We start from the raw sequence: 16,389 nt of genomic DNA, 5'->3' as shown, positions 1-16,389 counted from the left end.
ATCCTTTTTTTATTGAAATTAAATGCAATTAATAATTAAAAGTAGTTCCTTCTTTTCCGTCCTTTAATAGGATACCTAATTGAGCCAGATTGTCCCTTATCTGGTCTGATAAAGGCCAGTTTTTATCAGCTCTGGCTTGATTTCGCATACCAACAAGCATATTAAGTACTCCGTCTAATTTGTCAGAGTTAGCGCTGGTATTTTTTTCATCTTTAATCCCTAAAACGTCAAAAACAAAGGTAGCTAAAGTTGTTTTTAGAGTTTCGATGTCAGTAGCGTTTAAAGTTTCCTTTTCGTCATGAACTAAATTAACAAATCTGATTCCTTCAAATAACTGGGCTATTAAAATAGGAGTATTGAAATCATCATTCATGGCATCATAACAACTTTGTGTCCATTCTGCAATATTTAAACTGGAACTATCTGAAGCTTTAAGTTTATCAATAAGTTCAATACTTTCCATTAATCGGTTGTATCCTTTTTCGGCGGCTAAAATGGCTTCGTCAGAAAAATCTAAAATACTTCTGTAGTGTGCCTGCATCATGAAAAAACGAGCAACACCAGAACTGAAGCCTTTACTCAGATTCGGATTATCTCCCGAAAATATTTCTTGCGGTAAGATATTATTTCCGGTTGATTTAGACATTTTTTTACCGTTAAGGGTCAGCATGTTAGCGTGCATCCAGTAATTTACAGGGTTGTGTCCGGTGCAAGCCTCTGACTGAGCGATTTCACACTCATGATGTGGGAATTTTAAATCCATTCCTCCGCCATGAATGTCGAAGGTTTCTCCCAGATATTTAGTACTCATGGCTGTACATTCTAAGTGCCAACCGGGAAATCCGTCACTCCATGGAGAAGGCCAACGCATGATGTGCTCAGGTTCGGCTTTTTTCCAAAGAGCAAAATCCTGAGGATTTTTTTTATCACTTTGACCGTCCAAATCACGGGTGTTGGCAATCATATCTTCTAAGTTACGACCACTTAAAATACCGTATTTGTAATCTTTATTGAATTTAACAACGTCAAAATACACAGAGCCGTTAGAAAGATAAGCATAGCCATTATCAATAATGGCTTTGATGATTTCTATTTGTTCAATAAGATGTCCGGTTGCAGTTGGCTCTATACTAGGAGGTAAAAGATTGAATTCTCTAAGAATTTCATGAAAATCAACGGTGTAGCGTTGAACGATTTCCATAGGTTCAACCTTTTCCAAGCGAGCCATCTTGGCAATCTTATCTTCTCCGTCATCAACATCATCAACCATGTGACCGACATCTGTAATATTTCTTACATATCGAACTTTATAGCCTAAATGCAATAAATAACGAAAAATGACATCAAAACTCATAAAAGTTCTGACATTTCCTAAATGAACGTTGCTGTAAACTGTAGGTCCACATACATACATACCAACTCTTCCTTCATGGATAGGTTTGAATATTTCTTTTTCTCCACTAAGGGAATTATAAATTTTCAGTGTTTGGGATGTATAAAGTTTCATCTAAAAAGTGTATGTGAGTTTTTGTCTATTAATGAAATTTAGTTTCAAGTTTGATGTAGTCTAAGAATTCTTTTCTTACATTCTTGTCCTTAAATTGTCCTCCAAATTCAGCTGTGACTGTGCTACTTTCTATATCGCGAATGCCTCTTGAGTTAACACATAAGTGCTTTGCATCAATAACACAAGCAACATCTTCAGTATTTAATACTTTTTGCAATTCCTGTACAATTTGTATGGTTAGTCGCTCTTGTACTTGAGGGCGCTTTGCAAAATAATCAACAATACGGTTCATTTTTGATAGCCCCACTACTGTTCCGTTAGAAATATAAGCAACATGAGCCCTACCTACTATAGGTAAAAGATGATGTTCACAAGTAGAGTAAACTACGATGTTTTTTTCAACCAGCATTTCACCGTATTTGTATTTGTTTTCAAAAGTTGATGAACTAGGCTTTTTATTAGGGTTTAATCCACTGAATATTTCACGGACAAACATTTTAGCAACACGGTTAGGAGTTCCTTTTAAACTGTCGTCAGTTAAATCCATTCCTAAGGTATGTAAAATATTCTCAACGTCTTTTTTGATTAATTCTATTTTTTGATCATCTGAAAGGTCAAATGCATCTTCGCGTAAAGGAGTCTGAGCACTTGTAGCAATGTGGTTATTGCCAATTTCGTCTTGTAAATCCTCGTTTTGAATCATTTTTATGGTTTTATAAAGCTTTTTTTAATTCGCAAAGATAACTAAAACTTTAAAAATAATAGAAGCTAAAATAAAAATGGTTTTTTATGAGTTTTTTTGGATATTTCATTTACTTTGAAAACTAAATAATAGATAAAAAATGTTAATTATTAAGAAAAAGGTGTTTTAATATTAAATATTTGTAAATTTGTGAACCTAACTATATCCATGAAAAAATGAAAAAAATATTTTTTATTCTTCTGTTTTTAATTGGCCTTTATTCGGGCTTTTCTCAATCCAAAACCAATAAATGTAAATTTAATTTTTCTTTTGAGGTTTTAAATAGTAAAGAAAATATGTCACCAAAAGATGAATATGTTTCTTTAAACTGGGATTTTTCAAAATTGAATTTAAAAAAAGATTTAGTTGAAATTGAGATCGTTCCGATCTTAGATTGCTTTAATGGTTTAGATGCAACTGATTTGAGAGATGTTGTAACTATTAAAAGTACAGATAAAGACTTTAAAAGTACTGAAGAGAGAAAAATTAGACATTTAGAGTTAATGTCAAAATGTTTTAAATATAGATTGATTGTGAGAAATAATAATTGCTCAGAAACTTCTGAGTGGAAGTATTTTTCTTTTTTTTAATTAATTATTGCTAGATAATGATAAAGAAATTACTTTTTCAATTCGTTTTATTACTGTCTTTTGTAGGGTATTCTCAGTCTCCGACTTGTGATGCTGCAGATCCTATATGTTCTGGTAATGTGGCCCCTTTTCCTAATACAACAGGAGTTCCTTCTTTCGGAGGGCCAGGATGTTTAGGTACTACACCTAATCCGGCTTGGTTTTATTTCCAAATATCGGAATCCGGAAATTTGGAGTTTACTTTAAATCAAGGGAATAATGCACCTAATTACAATAATCAAGATGTCGATTTTATTCTTTGGGGACCTTTTACAGGACCTAATTGTGTCGATTTGTACGATTATAGTCCGGGAGCGACAGTAGATAATATTGTCGATTGTAGTTATTCTGCTGCTGCAACTGAAACAATTTCAATTCCTAACGGAATAGCGGGAGAATTTTATGTTTTATTAGTAACTAATTATTCTAATAATTCAGGATATATAGAGTTAAATCAAACAAATCAAGGACAATCCGGAGCAGGATCTACTGATTGTGATATAGTGTGTGGTGTTGATTTAGGCGCTGACCAGTATTTTTGTACTACTAATGTTAGTTGTTATACCTTAACGGCAGAGTTTAACCAAGCTCCTACGCAAGCAGGTACACCAACGTATTCTTGGTATTTAGATACGGTATTTTACCAATCAACGAATGTAAATACATTACAGGTTTGTCAATCAGGAACCTGGAGTGTTGAAGTAGTTCGTCCGGGATGTTCCGATGTAGCTACAGATAGTGTAGATGTTGTTTTCTCGTCACCTCCGGTTTTAAATACACCAAGCGATATGTCGGGGTGCGGCCCTTTTGATTTGAATTCTCAGATTTCTGCAATCGTGGCTCCGAATGATCCATCGAATTATGTCGTTTATTTTTATCTGGATGTCTTTGAATGTTGGGGAGGTACCTCTAACTATATTCAAAATCCGGGTGCTTTTATGCCAACGGCTGCTTCAACTGAGATTTATGTCAGAGTTGAAAATGCAGGAAATCCAAGTTGTGCTAATGCAGACGAATATTTTACAATTAATTTAAGTACTTGTGTTACCGCAACACAGCCTTCTGATTTATATTTATGTGATTTAGACGGAGACGGAGTAGAGTCATTTGATTTAACGCAGCAAGACGCTACAGTATTAGGGTCGTATACACCTGCATCTGATTATACGATAACGTACCATACGACGCAGGCCGGAGCCGATGACGGAACTATAGATTTAGCGACACCTTTCAATGCCTATCTCAATACGAGTAATCCCCAGACGATTTACGTTCGATTAGAGGAAAATGCTACAGGAGATTACGGTACGACGACTTTTGAGTTAAATGTTTTGGGAGTTCCGTCTATAGTGATCACAGATCCTTCAGCGGTATGTTCGCCTAATACAGTAGACATAACAGATCCTTCCGTTACGGCCGGTAGTAGCAATACAGGGACATTTGATTATTGGGAAGATGCAGCGGCAACGGTAGCAGTATCCGATCCGACAGCAATAGATGTCAGTGGTACTTATTATATAAGCACAACAGTAGGTAGTTGTAGTGATATCCAGCCTGTAGCGGTAACGATCAATCCAACGCCAAGTTTAGTGATTACGGATCCTGCATCGGTATGTTCACCTACTACGATAGACATAACAGACCCTGCTGTAACAGCAGGTAGTACCTTAGGCGGGACGTTGAGTTACTGGGAAGATGCAGCCGGAACGATAGCGGTATCCGATCCTACAGCGATAGATGTCAGCGGCACGTATTACATTATGAGTAGTTTAGGTAGTTGTAGTGATATTCAGCCTGTAGTAGTGACGATCAATGCGACGCCAAGTTTAGTGATCACAGATCCTGCATCGGTATGTTCACCTAATACAGTAGACATAACGGATCCTGCTGTAACCAGCGGTAGTACAAACTTAGGGACTTTCAGTTATTGGGAAGATGCAGCAGCAACGGTAGCAGTATCCGATCCGACAGCGATAGATATCAGTGGAACATATTATATTATGAATGCGCAAGGTAGTTGTAGTGATATTCAGCCTGTAGAGGTAACGATCAATCCAACGCCAAGTTTAGTGATTACGGATCCTGCATCGGTATGTTCACCTACTACGATAGACATAACAGACCCTGCTGTAACAGCAGGTAGTACCTTAGGCGGGACGTTGAGTTACTGGGAAGATGCAGCCGGAACGATAGCGGTATCCGATCCTACAGCGATAGATGTCAGCGGCACGTATTACATTATGAGTAGTTTAGGTAGTTGTAGTGATATTCAGCCTGTAGTAGTGACGATCAATGCGACGCCAAGTTTAGTGATCACAGATCCTGCATCGGTATGTTCACCTAATACAGTAGACATAACGGATCCTGCTGTAACCAGCGGTAGTACAAACTTAGGGACTTTCAGTTATTGGGAAGATGCAGCAGCAACGGTAGCAGTATCCGATCCGACAGCGATAGATATCAGTGGAACATATTATATTATGAATGCGCAAGGTAGTTGTAGTGATATTCAGCCTGTAGAGGTAACGATCAATCCAACGCCAAGTTTAGTGATTACGGATCCTGCATCGGTATGTTCACCTACAACGATAGACATAACAGACCCTGCTGTAACAGCAGGTAGTACCTTAGGCGGGACGTTGAGTTACTGGGAAGATGCAGCCGGAACGATAGCGGTATCCGATCCTACAGCGATAGATGTCAGCGGCACGTATTACATTATGAGTAGTTTAGGTAGTTGTAGTGATATTCAGCCTGTAGTAGTGACGATCAATGCGACGCCAAGTTTAGTGATTACAGATCCTTCAGCGGTATGTTCGCCTAATACAGTAGACATAACGGATCCTGCTGTAACCAGCGGTAGTACAAACTTAGGGACTTTCAGTTATTGGGAAGATGCAGCAGCAACGGTAGCAGTATCCGATCCGACAGCGATAGATATCAGTGGAACATATTATATTATGAATGCGCAAGGTAGTTGTAGCGATATCCAGCCTGTAGAGGTAACGATCAATCCAACGCCAAGTTTAGTGATTACGGATCCTGCATCGGTATGTTCACCTACAACGATAGACATAACAGACCCTGCTGTAACAGCAGGTAGTACCTTAGGCGGGACGTTGAGTTACTGGGAAGATGCAGCCGGAACGATAGTGGTATCCGATCCTACAGCGATAGATGTCAGCGGCACGTATTACATTATGAGTAGTTTAGGTAGTTGTAGTGATATTCAGCCTGTAACAGTGACAATTAATTCAGTTCCTGGTTTTGTAGTGAATGATCCTGCATCGGTATGTACACCAAGTACAGTAGACATAACGGATCCTGCTGTAACTAGCGGCAGTACAACAATAGGGACATTGAGTTATTGGGAAGATGCAGCAGCAACGGTAGCGGTATCCGATCCTACAGCAATAGATGCCGGCGGCACATATTATATTATGAATTCAGTTAATGGTTGTGCAGCTATGGAAGCAGTAAATGTAACTATAAATGCGAGTCCTACTTTTGTAAGTATCAGTAATAACAGCCCGATATGTTCAGGAGAAACGGCAACGTTTTATGTAGAAGGAACAGCAAATGCTTATGTAGCGTATACAATTGACGGAGGAAGCAGCACACAAGTACAGTTAGATACATCAGGTCAGGGTAGTATTTCGGTTAACAATGCTACATCAGATGTAGTAGTAAATATAATATCTATAGATAATGGTTGTACGGTAGTAGTCGGTCAGAACAGTACGGTAACCGTTAATCCTCTGCCAAGTATTACCTCTGTGACTAATGACGGTCCGGTATGTGAGGGAACCTCGGGTAGTTTTACCATTACAGGAACTCCGGGATCAGAGGTAGAGTATACCTTAAACGGAACCCCGGGTAGTGTAACATTATCATCATCAGGGACAGGAAGTGTACCGGTAGCTAATGTAACGGTAGATCAAAACTTGGAGTTGAGTATGATAACCAACCTTTCAACTACGTGTTCAAGTACGGTAGGAAACAGCAGTACATTATCAGTATTGCCTTTACCGACAGCAAGTATCAGTGCGCAAAGCAGTGCAGTTTGTTTAAACGGAGCAACGTTCTTGGATTTTAGCGGAACACCAAATGCAACAATAGAATTTACAGACGGAGCATCAACCTATCAGGTACAATTAGATGCGTCAGGAAGTTATACGAATTGGGCAACCCCTGACTTAACAGTAGATACGACTTACACTTTAGTAAGTGTAACATCTTTAACGACACCTGCTTGTGTACAACCGTTAGGAGATAATGTAACGATAACGATCAATCCGACACCATCTATTAGTGATTTGGTATATTCCGATCAGATCTGTAACGGAACATCAACAGATATCTCCTTTACATTAAACAATACAACGTCGTACTATTGGAGTGCAACGATTGTGAATATTGACAATACCACTTATGTACAAGGCGGAGATGAAACCGTAGCGATCAACCAGGTAGTGAACCTACAAGATTTATTGGAGGTAGGTTACATTACGGTTCAGATTACACCGGTATTAAGTGGAGGTAGTTGTTCAGGAATAGAAGAAGAATTTACCATACAGGTAAATCCGATGCCTGATCCGGCAAATATCGACATTAACATAGCCTCAGTATCTGTATGTAGCGGAGATGTGGTAGAGGTTAATATCTCAGGTCTTCCTACAGGTATGGACTTCAACTGGGTAGCACAAACCAGCGGATTGAGTACAACAGGTTCCACCAGCGGAACAACAGACAGTACGATCTCATTACCGTTTACGGTGAATGATCCTATGCAGTCCGGAACAGTATACTTTGAGATCACTCCTGTTTTAGGGACTTGTGTAGGTCCTGTGATCGTGAGCGATACCATAACGGTAAATCCGATACCGGGCAGTATCTTAGAGCCAACAGTAGCACCTGAGATCTGTAGCGGAGAGATTGTTTATGACGATCTGGATATTTATGTAGGTTACCCTAACATAACGGGTGTAGAGGTTTACTGGGAAGTACAGGATGCCGTAGGCGTAACAGGAGCTTTACCGGGTAATACGAATGTATTGCCTGCAGAAATACCTGATCAGTTGTTTACAACAAGCGATAGTCAGGGATATGTGATCTACAAAGTCTGGACACAGTTAGGTAGTTGTATGGGCGAGATCAAATACATTACGGTTTATGTGAACCCATTGCCAGAGCCGGAACTTGAAAACAGTGCCATTTGTGTGGAACAGGTAAGCGGTGTGGTTTATCAGACCACGATATTGAATGCAGGAGACTTCAGTGGCGGTAACTATCAGTTTGAATGGTTTATGGATGCCGGAAGTGGTCCTGTATCAGTAGCAACATCATCTAATGATTCAACATTAGAGGTATCAGAGGCAGCGAGTTATTATGTAGTGGTAACGAATCTGGACACAAATTGTGAAGGGATCTCCAATACTGTAGTAGTAGAGGAGACCAATCCTGCGACAAATATAGTGACTACGGTAACGGATGCCTTTACGGATAGTGCAACGGTAGTGGTAACGGTATCCGGAGGAAGTAACGGAGATTACCTGTATCAGTTGGATGAGGAATCGTTACAATCGAGCAATGTGTTTACCGGAGTAAGTTCGGGAGAACATCAGATCACTGTAGTAGACACACAAGGATGTACCTTCTTACAGGATACGGTAACGGTGATAGACTATCCTAAGTATTTTACACCGAATGGAGACGGAATACATGATACTTGGAATATTGTTGGATTAAATCAGGCAGAAGCTAAATTGTATATCTTTGACCGTTATGGTAAATTGATAAAACAAATAAGTACATTAAATGAGAGTCAAGGATGGGATGGGACTTACAATGGGCATCCTTTACCATCAACAGACTACTGGTTTAGTCTACAGTATCAAGAGAATGGTGTGGCAAAAGAGTTTAAAGCTCACTTCTCGTTGAAACGATAAAATAATAAAATTAGAAAAATAAAAAAACCGCTATTAAGCGGTTTTTTTATTTTAAACTAATAAATATTATAGTATGTTTTTTTGGAAAAAATTAGTTTGGATATACAGCCAAAGCTTCTTTTAAGATATGAACTGATTTTACTAGATCTTCTTTGTTTAATACATAAGCAATGCGAACTTCATCCAGACCAACTCCCGGAGTTGAATAAAATCCTGCTGCTGGTGCTACCATGACAGTTTCACCATTTAAGTCATAATTCTCCAGTAACCATTGAGCAAAGTTATCTGCGTTTTTAACAGGTAATTTAGCAATGCAGTAAAATGCTCCTTTAGGAACAGCTACTTTTACCCCCGGTATTTTATTTAATTCACTAATTAAAGTATCTCTACGGCCCTTATATTCTGTGATAACTTCATCAAAATAACTTTGTGGTGTATCAAGAGCAGCTTCACTGGCAATTTGAGCATAAGTAGGGGGACTCAAACGGGCTTGAGCAAATTTCATAGCTGTAGCCATGACTTCTTTGTTTTTAGAAACAATACAACCGATACGAGCTCCGCACATACTGAATCTTTTAGAAACAGAGTCGATCATTATAGCATATTCTTCTAAGCCTGGAACATTCATAACAGAATAATGTTTGTATCCGTCATAAGTAAATTCACGGTAAACTTCATCAGCTATTAAAAATAGATCGTGTTTTTTTACGATGTCGGCTAATTTTTGAATTTCTTCTTCCGAATACAAGTAACCGGTAGGGTTTCCCGGATTGCAAATTAAAATAGCCTTAGTTCTGGGAGTAATTAGTTTTTCAAAAGCTTCAATCGGAGGCAAAGCAAAATTTTCTTCAATCCCGGAAATTACAGGAACGACTTTTACCCCGGAAGCAGTTGCGAAACCATTATAATTAGCATAAAAAGGTTCCGGAATTATAATTTCATCATCTTGATCCAAAACACTTCCTAAAGCAAAGAGTAAAGCTTCAGAACCACCTGTTGTAATGATGATGTCTTGAGATTCAACAGGTAATCCTTGGTTTTTATAATATTGTGATAATTTGTTTCTATAACTTTCAAATCCGGCAGAATGGGAATACTCCAAAACAGAGATATCTGCATCTTTTACAGCATTTAAAGCTACTTCAGGGTCTTGATATCCGGTTGCCCGATATTTAGATGATATACTTTATGACCTCTCTTTTTAGCAGCTTCAGCATACGGAACCAACTTTCTGATAGGGGATTCCGGCATTTGTTTTCCTTTGTTCGATATTTTTGGCATGACTTGTTTGTTTTACTCGACAAAATTGCATTTTTTTTAGTTGCAATAAAAACAAATTCTAAAATTTTGTTTATCAATATAAAAGAAAAATATTCTATGAAATAAAAATCGAGTCTTTATAAAAAAAATAGTGTTGTTTTGTTAAATTATAAACGATTTTATGATTAAATTTAATAATTGATAAAAAAAATAGTTTTTTTTATCTTTTTGAAAATTAAATAGTAATGAAGGGGAATTTTAAAATAAGCTATTGTTTTTTCTTCTTGGTATTCCTGAATAGTAGTTTATTCGGGCAATTTCAGTTGGACAAAAGATACAAGAAATATAAAATTCCTTTTGAGCATACACATAATTTAATCATTTTAAAATGTACTTTAAATGGAAGTCCCTTGAATATGATTTTAGATACCGGTTCTGAGAAAAATTTACTGTTTACCTTCCCTGAAAACGATACAATTACTTTTTACAATTTACAAAAATTGAAAGTTAAGGGAATAGGTATAGGTGAAGATATAGAAGCCTATTTATCGAGGAATAATAAATGTGCAATCGGAGATTATGTAAACTCTAGTTTTGAAACACTTTTGGTTCCTGATGTGAATATAGGACTTATTGATAAATTAGGAATTCCTATAAACGGTATAATCGGTTCCGAATTTTTTACGGCATATTGGGTAGAAATTGATTATCAAAGAGAAAAGATAGTTGTTATTCCTAAAGAGAAGTTTAAAACTAACAGACTTAAGAGATACGAACGTGAACAAGTAGTCGTTCAACGTGGAAAACCTTACATTAAGATCAAAATAAAAGAAAGTGAACATGAAGATGAAAAAGACTACAAATTACTTTTGGATACCGGATTAGGAGACGGTCTTTGGCTTTTTGAGAATGATACGTTGAAATGTACCCATCGTTTTTTCAAGGATATTTTAGGGAGAGGGCTGACAGGGGAAATTACAGGAAAGAAGTCACGAGTTAATGAATTATTTATTAAAGGATTTAAGTTTTCTGAGGCATTGGTTTCATATCCCGATTCGGTTTCATTAACTGACCTTGAGAGGCTTCAAGGTAGGAATGGTTCTTTAGGAGGCGAGATTTTAAAGCGTTTTAACTGGATTCTGAATTATGAGACCGGAAGTTTTTATTTTAAGAAAAATAGTTTGTTTGACGAAGCTTTTAATTACAATATGTCAGGGATAGAAGTTCAACATAACGGTTCGCAGTGGATTAAAGAAACAGTTTATGATAATTCGGTCGGGAATAAGGTTAATATGAACGAATTTATTTTTGAAGACTCTAATCGTAAATACAATTACACATATAAACTCAAGCCTATTTTTGAGATTTATTCCATTAGGGAAAATTCACCGGCAGAAAAAGTTGGTTTACAAGTCGGGGATTTAATAGTAAGCCTTAACGGAAGGAGCGCACAACATTTGTCTATTCAAAAAATAACAGAGATTTTTCAGTCTCAAGAGGGGAAGAACATAAAAATTGAAGTTGAGCGTGACGGAGAAAATTTAAAATTTGAGTTCCGACTTGAAAAAGTATTATAAAAAAAGCCCCATTCGGGGCTTTTTACTAATTTATTTATCTTTTTTAACGATGACAGTTCCTTTAATTCTTAGCGGAATTACGCCGTTAGGCTTGTTTACTGCATTGGTCTCCACTGTAACCGTTTTACTGATCGGTCCCGGATTCATATTGTATTTCACTACAATCTTATCTGATTTACCTGGCATAATAGGAGCGTCTGGTTTTTCTGCGACAGTACATCCGCAACTTGAATTTACTTTTTTAATAACTAAGGGAGCATCACCTGTATTTGTAAAAACAAATTCTCGTACACCGCTGTCTTCCCCTTTAACTACTTCTCCGTAGTTAATGGTTTCCGTCTTAAATTCAATCTTAGCACCTTCTTGTGCAAATACATTGATACTTAGTAGAAATAGAACAATAAGTCCAAGTAGTTTTTTCATCATAATAAAATTAATAGGTTATGGTAAAAATAAGCGAATAAACTTAAAGAACCAATAAATCCTCTTTTTTATTTTACCATATATCCTTACTTTTGCATAAAAATTACAAAAAGTGTACCAAAATTCAATTTTATATAATCCTTTTAAACCGATCCTTGTTAAGGAACGAGTCTGATTTTGGTGTCAGTTGACCTTTCCGATAGTATTTTAATGGATCTTAAACTTGAAAGAAACTTAGTTCTCGGAAAGAGAAATTATCATAATGAATTTGTAAATTATTAAAAATCAATACTTAAAATATATCATAAACGTATGATTCCTGCACAATTTAATCCTAAAGATGTAGAACAAAAATGGTACGACTATTGGATGAAGAATAATTATTTCCATTCAACGCCTGACCACAGAACTCCTTATACTATTGTAATTCCGCCACCTAATGTAACCGGAGTGTTACATATGGGGCATATGCTGAATAATACTATTCAAGACGTGTTGATCCGCCGTGCTCGTTTAAAAGGACTTAACGCTTGTTGGGTTCCGGGAACCGATCACGCTTCAATTGCGACCGAAGCAAAAGTTGTTGCTAAATTGAAAAATGAAGGCATTAATAAAGCCGACTTAACACGAGAGGAATTTTTGAAACATGCTTGGGAATGGACTGACAAACATGGCGGAATCATTTTAGAACAACTTAAAAAACTAGGTTGTTCATGCGATTGGGAACGAACTAAGTTTACTATGGATGACGATATGACAGCTTCAGTTATCAAATCGTTTGTAGACTTATATAACAAAGGATATATTTATCGCGGTTACCGTATGGTAAATTGGGATCCGGAAGCAAAAACGACATTATCTGATGAAGAAGTGATCTATGAAGAGCGTCAGGGAAAATTGTATCATTTGCGTTATAAAATTGAAGGGACAGAAGAATATGTTACAATTGCAACCACTCGTCCTGAAACTATTTTAGGAGATACTGCTATTTGTATCCATCCGGATGATGAACGTTATACGCATTTAAAAGGTAAAAAGGCAATTGTTCCTATTTGCAATCGTGTAATTCCGATCATTTTTGACGAGTATGTTGATATGGAATTCGGAACCGGTTGTTTAAAAGTAACTCCCGCTCATGATGTAAATGATAAAGAATTAGGAGAACGCCATAATTTAGAGATCATCGATATTTTTAATGAGGATGCTACTTTAAATAGTTTCGGATTGCATTACCAAGGAAAAGACCGCTTTGTAGTTCGCGAAGAAATAGCCAAAGAACTGGAAAATATAGGTGCCTTGGTAAAAGTTGAAGACCATCTAAATAAAGTTGGAACTTCAGAACGCACAAAAGCAGTTATTGAACCGAGATTATCAGACCAGTGGTTCCTGAAAATGGAAGAATTGGTAAAACCTGCCATCAAAGCAGTTTTAGAAACTGAAGAAGTAAAATTATATCCTTCTCGTTTTAATAATACCTATCGCCACTGGATGGAAAACATCCGGGATTGGAATATTTCCCGTCAATTGTGGTGGGGACAACAAATTCCGGCGTACTATTATGGTGAAGGAAAAGAAGATTTTGTAGTAGCCGAGACCAAAGAACAAGCTTTAGAGTTAGCTAAAAGCAAAACCGAAAATACCGCTTTAACAGTTGCGGATTTAAAACAAGATGTTGATGCATTGGATACTTGGTTCTCATCATGGTTATGGCCTATGGCTGTTTTCGGAGGCGTATTAGATCCTGAAAATGAAGATTTCAAATACTATTATCCGACAAATGACTTGGTTACCGGACCGGATATTTTATTCTTCTGGGTAGCTCGTATGATTATTGCCGGATACGAATATACAGGTAAAAAGCCATTTTCAAATGTATATTTAACAGGATTGGTTCGCGACAAGCAACGCAGAAAAATGTCAAAATCATTAGGAAACTCACCGGATCCGTTAGATTTGATCGATAAATTCGGTGCTGATGGTGTTCGTGTAGGCTTATTGTTAAGTGCTTCTGCCGGAAACGATATCATGTTTGACGAAGAACTATGTAATAACGGTAAAGCCTTTGCAAATAAGATCTGGAATGCTTTTCGTCTGATCAAAGGATGGGAGGTTGCAGATATTCCTCAACCGGAAGCTTCAAAAGTTGCCATTAACTGGTACGAAGCGAAGTTGCAAAAGACATTGATCGAAATTGAAGATAATTTTGAAAAATATCGGTTGTCAGATGCGTTGATGGCAATTTATAAACTGGTTTGGGATGATTTCTGTTCTTGGTTTCTGGAAATGATTAAACCGGGATACCAACAACCGATTGACCGTGCAACATTTGACAAAGCTATTGAGATGTTAGAGGCTAATCTGAAGTTATTGCATCCGTTTATGCCGTTCTTAACAGAGGAAATCTGGCAACATATTACAGAGAGAAGACCGGAAGATGCTTTGATTGTTGCAAAATGGCCGGAAGTAAAAGAAGCTAATGCAGATTTAGTGGATCAATTTGATTTTGCTGCTGAAGTAATTGCAGGAATCCGAACAATCCGAAAGGAAAAAAATATTTCATTCAAGGAAGTTATTGATCTGAAAGTAATCAACAACGAAAAAATGCCAATTACTTTTGATGCTATTATTTTAAAACTTGGCAATGTAGAAAGTTTAGAATATGTAACGGAACAAGTAGAAGGAGCATTGACTTATCGCGTAAAATCAAATGAATATTTTATTCCTATTTCAGGAAGCATTGATGTTGAAGCTGAAATAGCTAAGCTGCAAGAAGAACTAAAATATACACAAGGCTTTTTACGTTCGGTTCAAGGAAAGTTGTCAAATGAAAAATTTGTTAACGGAGCTCCGGAGAAAGTAATTGAAACGGAGCGTAAAAAAGAGGCAGATGCTTTAGCTAAAATTGCGACTATTGAGCAAAGTTTAGCCAGTTTGAAATAATAATTGTATTTCAGAATATTTGATTTAAAATCCCAATTCATAGAATTGGGATTTTTTTATGGTTTTATGAATTCAGGAAATGTTGGAATTTCTCCAGATATTGTGCAATATGGAATCCATCCATCAGTCCGTGATGTGCTTCAATAGAAATAGGTAAAAACTTTTCATGGTTTCGTTCCGAAAGCTTTCCGAAAGTAATTTTGGGTACAGATTCTTTAGAGTTAAGATTAGTAGGATGTAATATAGCGCTAAATGAAACCCAAGGCAAAGTAGAGTAACGAACTAAATTGATTTTCCTGTCTTCACCATTTAAGCGCAATCCGCTTGAATTTTGTACTGCATCGATTTCTTCTTGTAAATTTGTATTAAAAGATTCAAAATTATCACTGTAATTTACAAACGTAAAAGCGAATGTTCCGTCTTTTCTCCCAATTGTAGTTCCGACATGAATGGTGTCTAATTCAAAAACTTTATCATCAATAATTCGTAATTTGAATTCCGGAATTTCATTAACCGCTTTTATAGACTGATGCATATAATAAGCAAAAAAAGAAATACTATTGTCTTTTGCTTTTTGAAAAGCCTTTGTACAATTTACTTCTGTAGTTACACCAAAATAAGGACTGACCATTTTTGAGAAAAATTCAAAATGCTCTTTACGGTTCCATTTTTCAATATCAATCTCTTTCATTTTACTTTGATTAAGAAATTACTAAATCATACTTTTCCAATAAACCTTTTAGCCCTTCTACAGAAAATTTAGCTCTTTTCATTTTATTTTGCTCCGGATCAATAGAAAAATTATAGCTGGTCGTGAAATCAGCTTTCGAAAGATTAGTTTGGTAAAAAACAGTACGTCTTAAATCACAGTTATCAAAAACCGTTTCTGATAGATCACTTTCCATAAAATCAGCAGAAACCAAACTGCATCCTGTAAAGTGCATTTTCTTAAGTTTTAGACCATAAAATTTAGTAAAATCCAATCGGCAATTGGTAAAATTGAAATAGTAGATTACTTGGTCGGTCATCGCAAAATTGACATTCGTAAAATTACAATCATCAAATTCTACACCACGCAATGAAACATAGTTGATCTTAGTATCATTGAAGTTACAATGCAGAAAAGTACAATCCACAAAGACAACACTTAAAAAAATACATTGTGTAAAATCGCAATGATCAAAAGTACAATTTTCAAATTCTTTGAATTTAATGTCGTTTTCATTAAAATTTTTGTTTTGGTATTTCTGATCGTGAATAAAATCGGAGTTCATGTTGTATTTCGGTTAGTATAAGAACCAAAAATAATCATTTTGCAGCAGAACCTTTGGAAATATGTTTTTTTGCAGCACTTTAAAAAGTA

General features: G+C 36.5%; 9 protein-coding genes and 1 pseudogene. 4 read left to right on the top strand and 6 right to left on the bottom strand.

Annotated elements, in window-relative coordinates; translation table 11 throughout:
• Positions 1-28: 28 nt before the first annotated feature.
• Positions 29-1,507 carry a cysteine--tRNA ligase gene (gene cysS / locus DI487_RS01170; protein WP_109568024.1) on the bottom strand — a complete coding sequence of 493 codons (1,479 nt, stop codon included), beginning with the start codon at positions 1,505-1,507 and terminating at the stop codon, positions 29-31.
• Between the two features lie 28 nt (positions 1,508-1,535).
• Positions 1,536-2,210, bottom strand: a complete 675-nt coding sequence (gene folE, locus DI487_RS01165; RefSeq protein WP_109568023.1) for a GTP cyclohydrolase I FolE — start codon at positions 2,208-2,210, stop codon at positions 1,536-1,538.
• 215 nt (positions 2,211-2,425) lie between these two features.
• Between folE and DI487_RS01160 the strand changes: the two genes are divergently transcribed.
• Together DI487_RS01160 and DI487_RS01155 are read left to right on the top strand one after the other, a co-directional pair.
• Entirely contained in the window at positions 2,426-2,839 is a 414-nt protein-coding gene (locus DI487_RS01160; RefSeq protein WP_109568022.1) for a hypothetical protein, read from the top strand.
• 17 nt (positions 2,840-2,856) lie between these two features.
• Complete coding sequence (locus DI487_RS01155) at positions 2,857-8,826, top strand: T9SS type B sorting domain-containing protein (protein WP_109568021.1); 5,970 nt, start codon at positions 2,857-2,859, stop codon at positions 8,824-8,826.
• 91 nt (positions 8,827-8,917) lie between these two features.
• Here DI487_RS01155 and DI487_RS01150 read toward each other — a convergent pair.
• A pseudogene (locus DI487_RS01150) lies at positions 8,918-10,107 on the bottom strand (pyridoxal phosphate-dependent aminotransferase).
• 224 nt (positions 10,108-10,331) lie between these two features.
• Between DI487_RS01150 and DI487_RS01145 the strand changes: the two are divergent.
• Positions 10,332-11,663 (top strand): PDZ domain-containing protein, encoded by a 1,332-nt coding sequence (locus DI487_RS01145; protein ID WP_109568020.1) that lies wholly within the window; start codon positions 10,332-10,334, stop codon positions 11,661-11,663.
• Positions 11,664-11,693: 30 nt separating this feature from the next.
• Here the strand turns inward: DI487_RS01145 and DI487_RS01140 are convergent, their stop codons facing one another.
• Complete coding sequence (locus DI487_RS01140) at positions 11,694-12,086, bottom strand: DUF1573 domain-containing protein (RefSeq protein WP_109570565.1); 393 nt, start codon at positions 12,084-12,086, stop codon at positions 11,694-11,696.
• A gap of 312 nt (positions 12,087-12,398) precedes the next feature.
• Between DI487_RS01140 and DI487_RS01135 the strand changes: the two genes are divergently transcribed.
• The gene (locus DI487_RS01135) at positions 12,399-15,026 is read left to right on the top strand and encodes a valine--tRNA ligase (RefSeq protein ID WP_170108153.1); all 2,628 of its coding nucleotides are present in this window, start codon (positions 12,399-12,401) and stop codon (positions 15,024-15,026) included.
• Between the two features lie 64 nt (positions 15,027-15,090).
• On the opposite strand, the gene DI487_RS01130 is transcribed toward DI487_RS01135, so the two are convergent.
• Positions 15,091-15,717 (bottom strand): chloramphenicol acetyltransferase, encoded by a 627-nt coding sequence (locus DI487_RS01130; protein ID WP_109568019.1) that lies wholly within the window; start codon positions 15,715-15,717, stop codon positions 15,091-15,093.
• A 10-nt stretch (positions 15,718-15,727) separates the two neighbouring features.
• Positions 15,728-16,300, bottom strand: a complete 573-nt coding sequence (locus DI487_RS01125; protein ID WP_109568018.1) for a pentapeptide repeat-containing protein — start codon at positions 16,298-16,300, stop codon at positions 15,728-15,730.
• Positions 16,301-16,389 lie beyond the last annotated feature (89 nt).

The organism is Flavobacterium sediminis, from assembly GCF_003148385.1.
GTDB classification, from domain to species: domain Bacteria; phylum Bacteroidota; class Bacteroidia; order Flavobacteriales; family Flavobacteriaceae; genus Flavobacterium; species Flavobacterium sediminis.
Note: the sequence above shows the minus strand (reverse complement) of the source record. Positions and strands in the feature narration are given on the sequence as shown.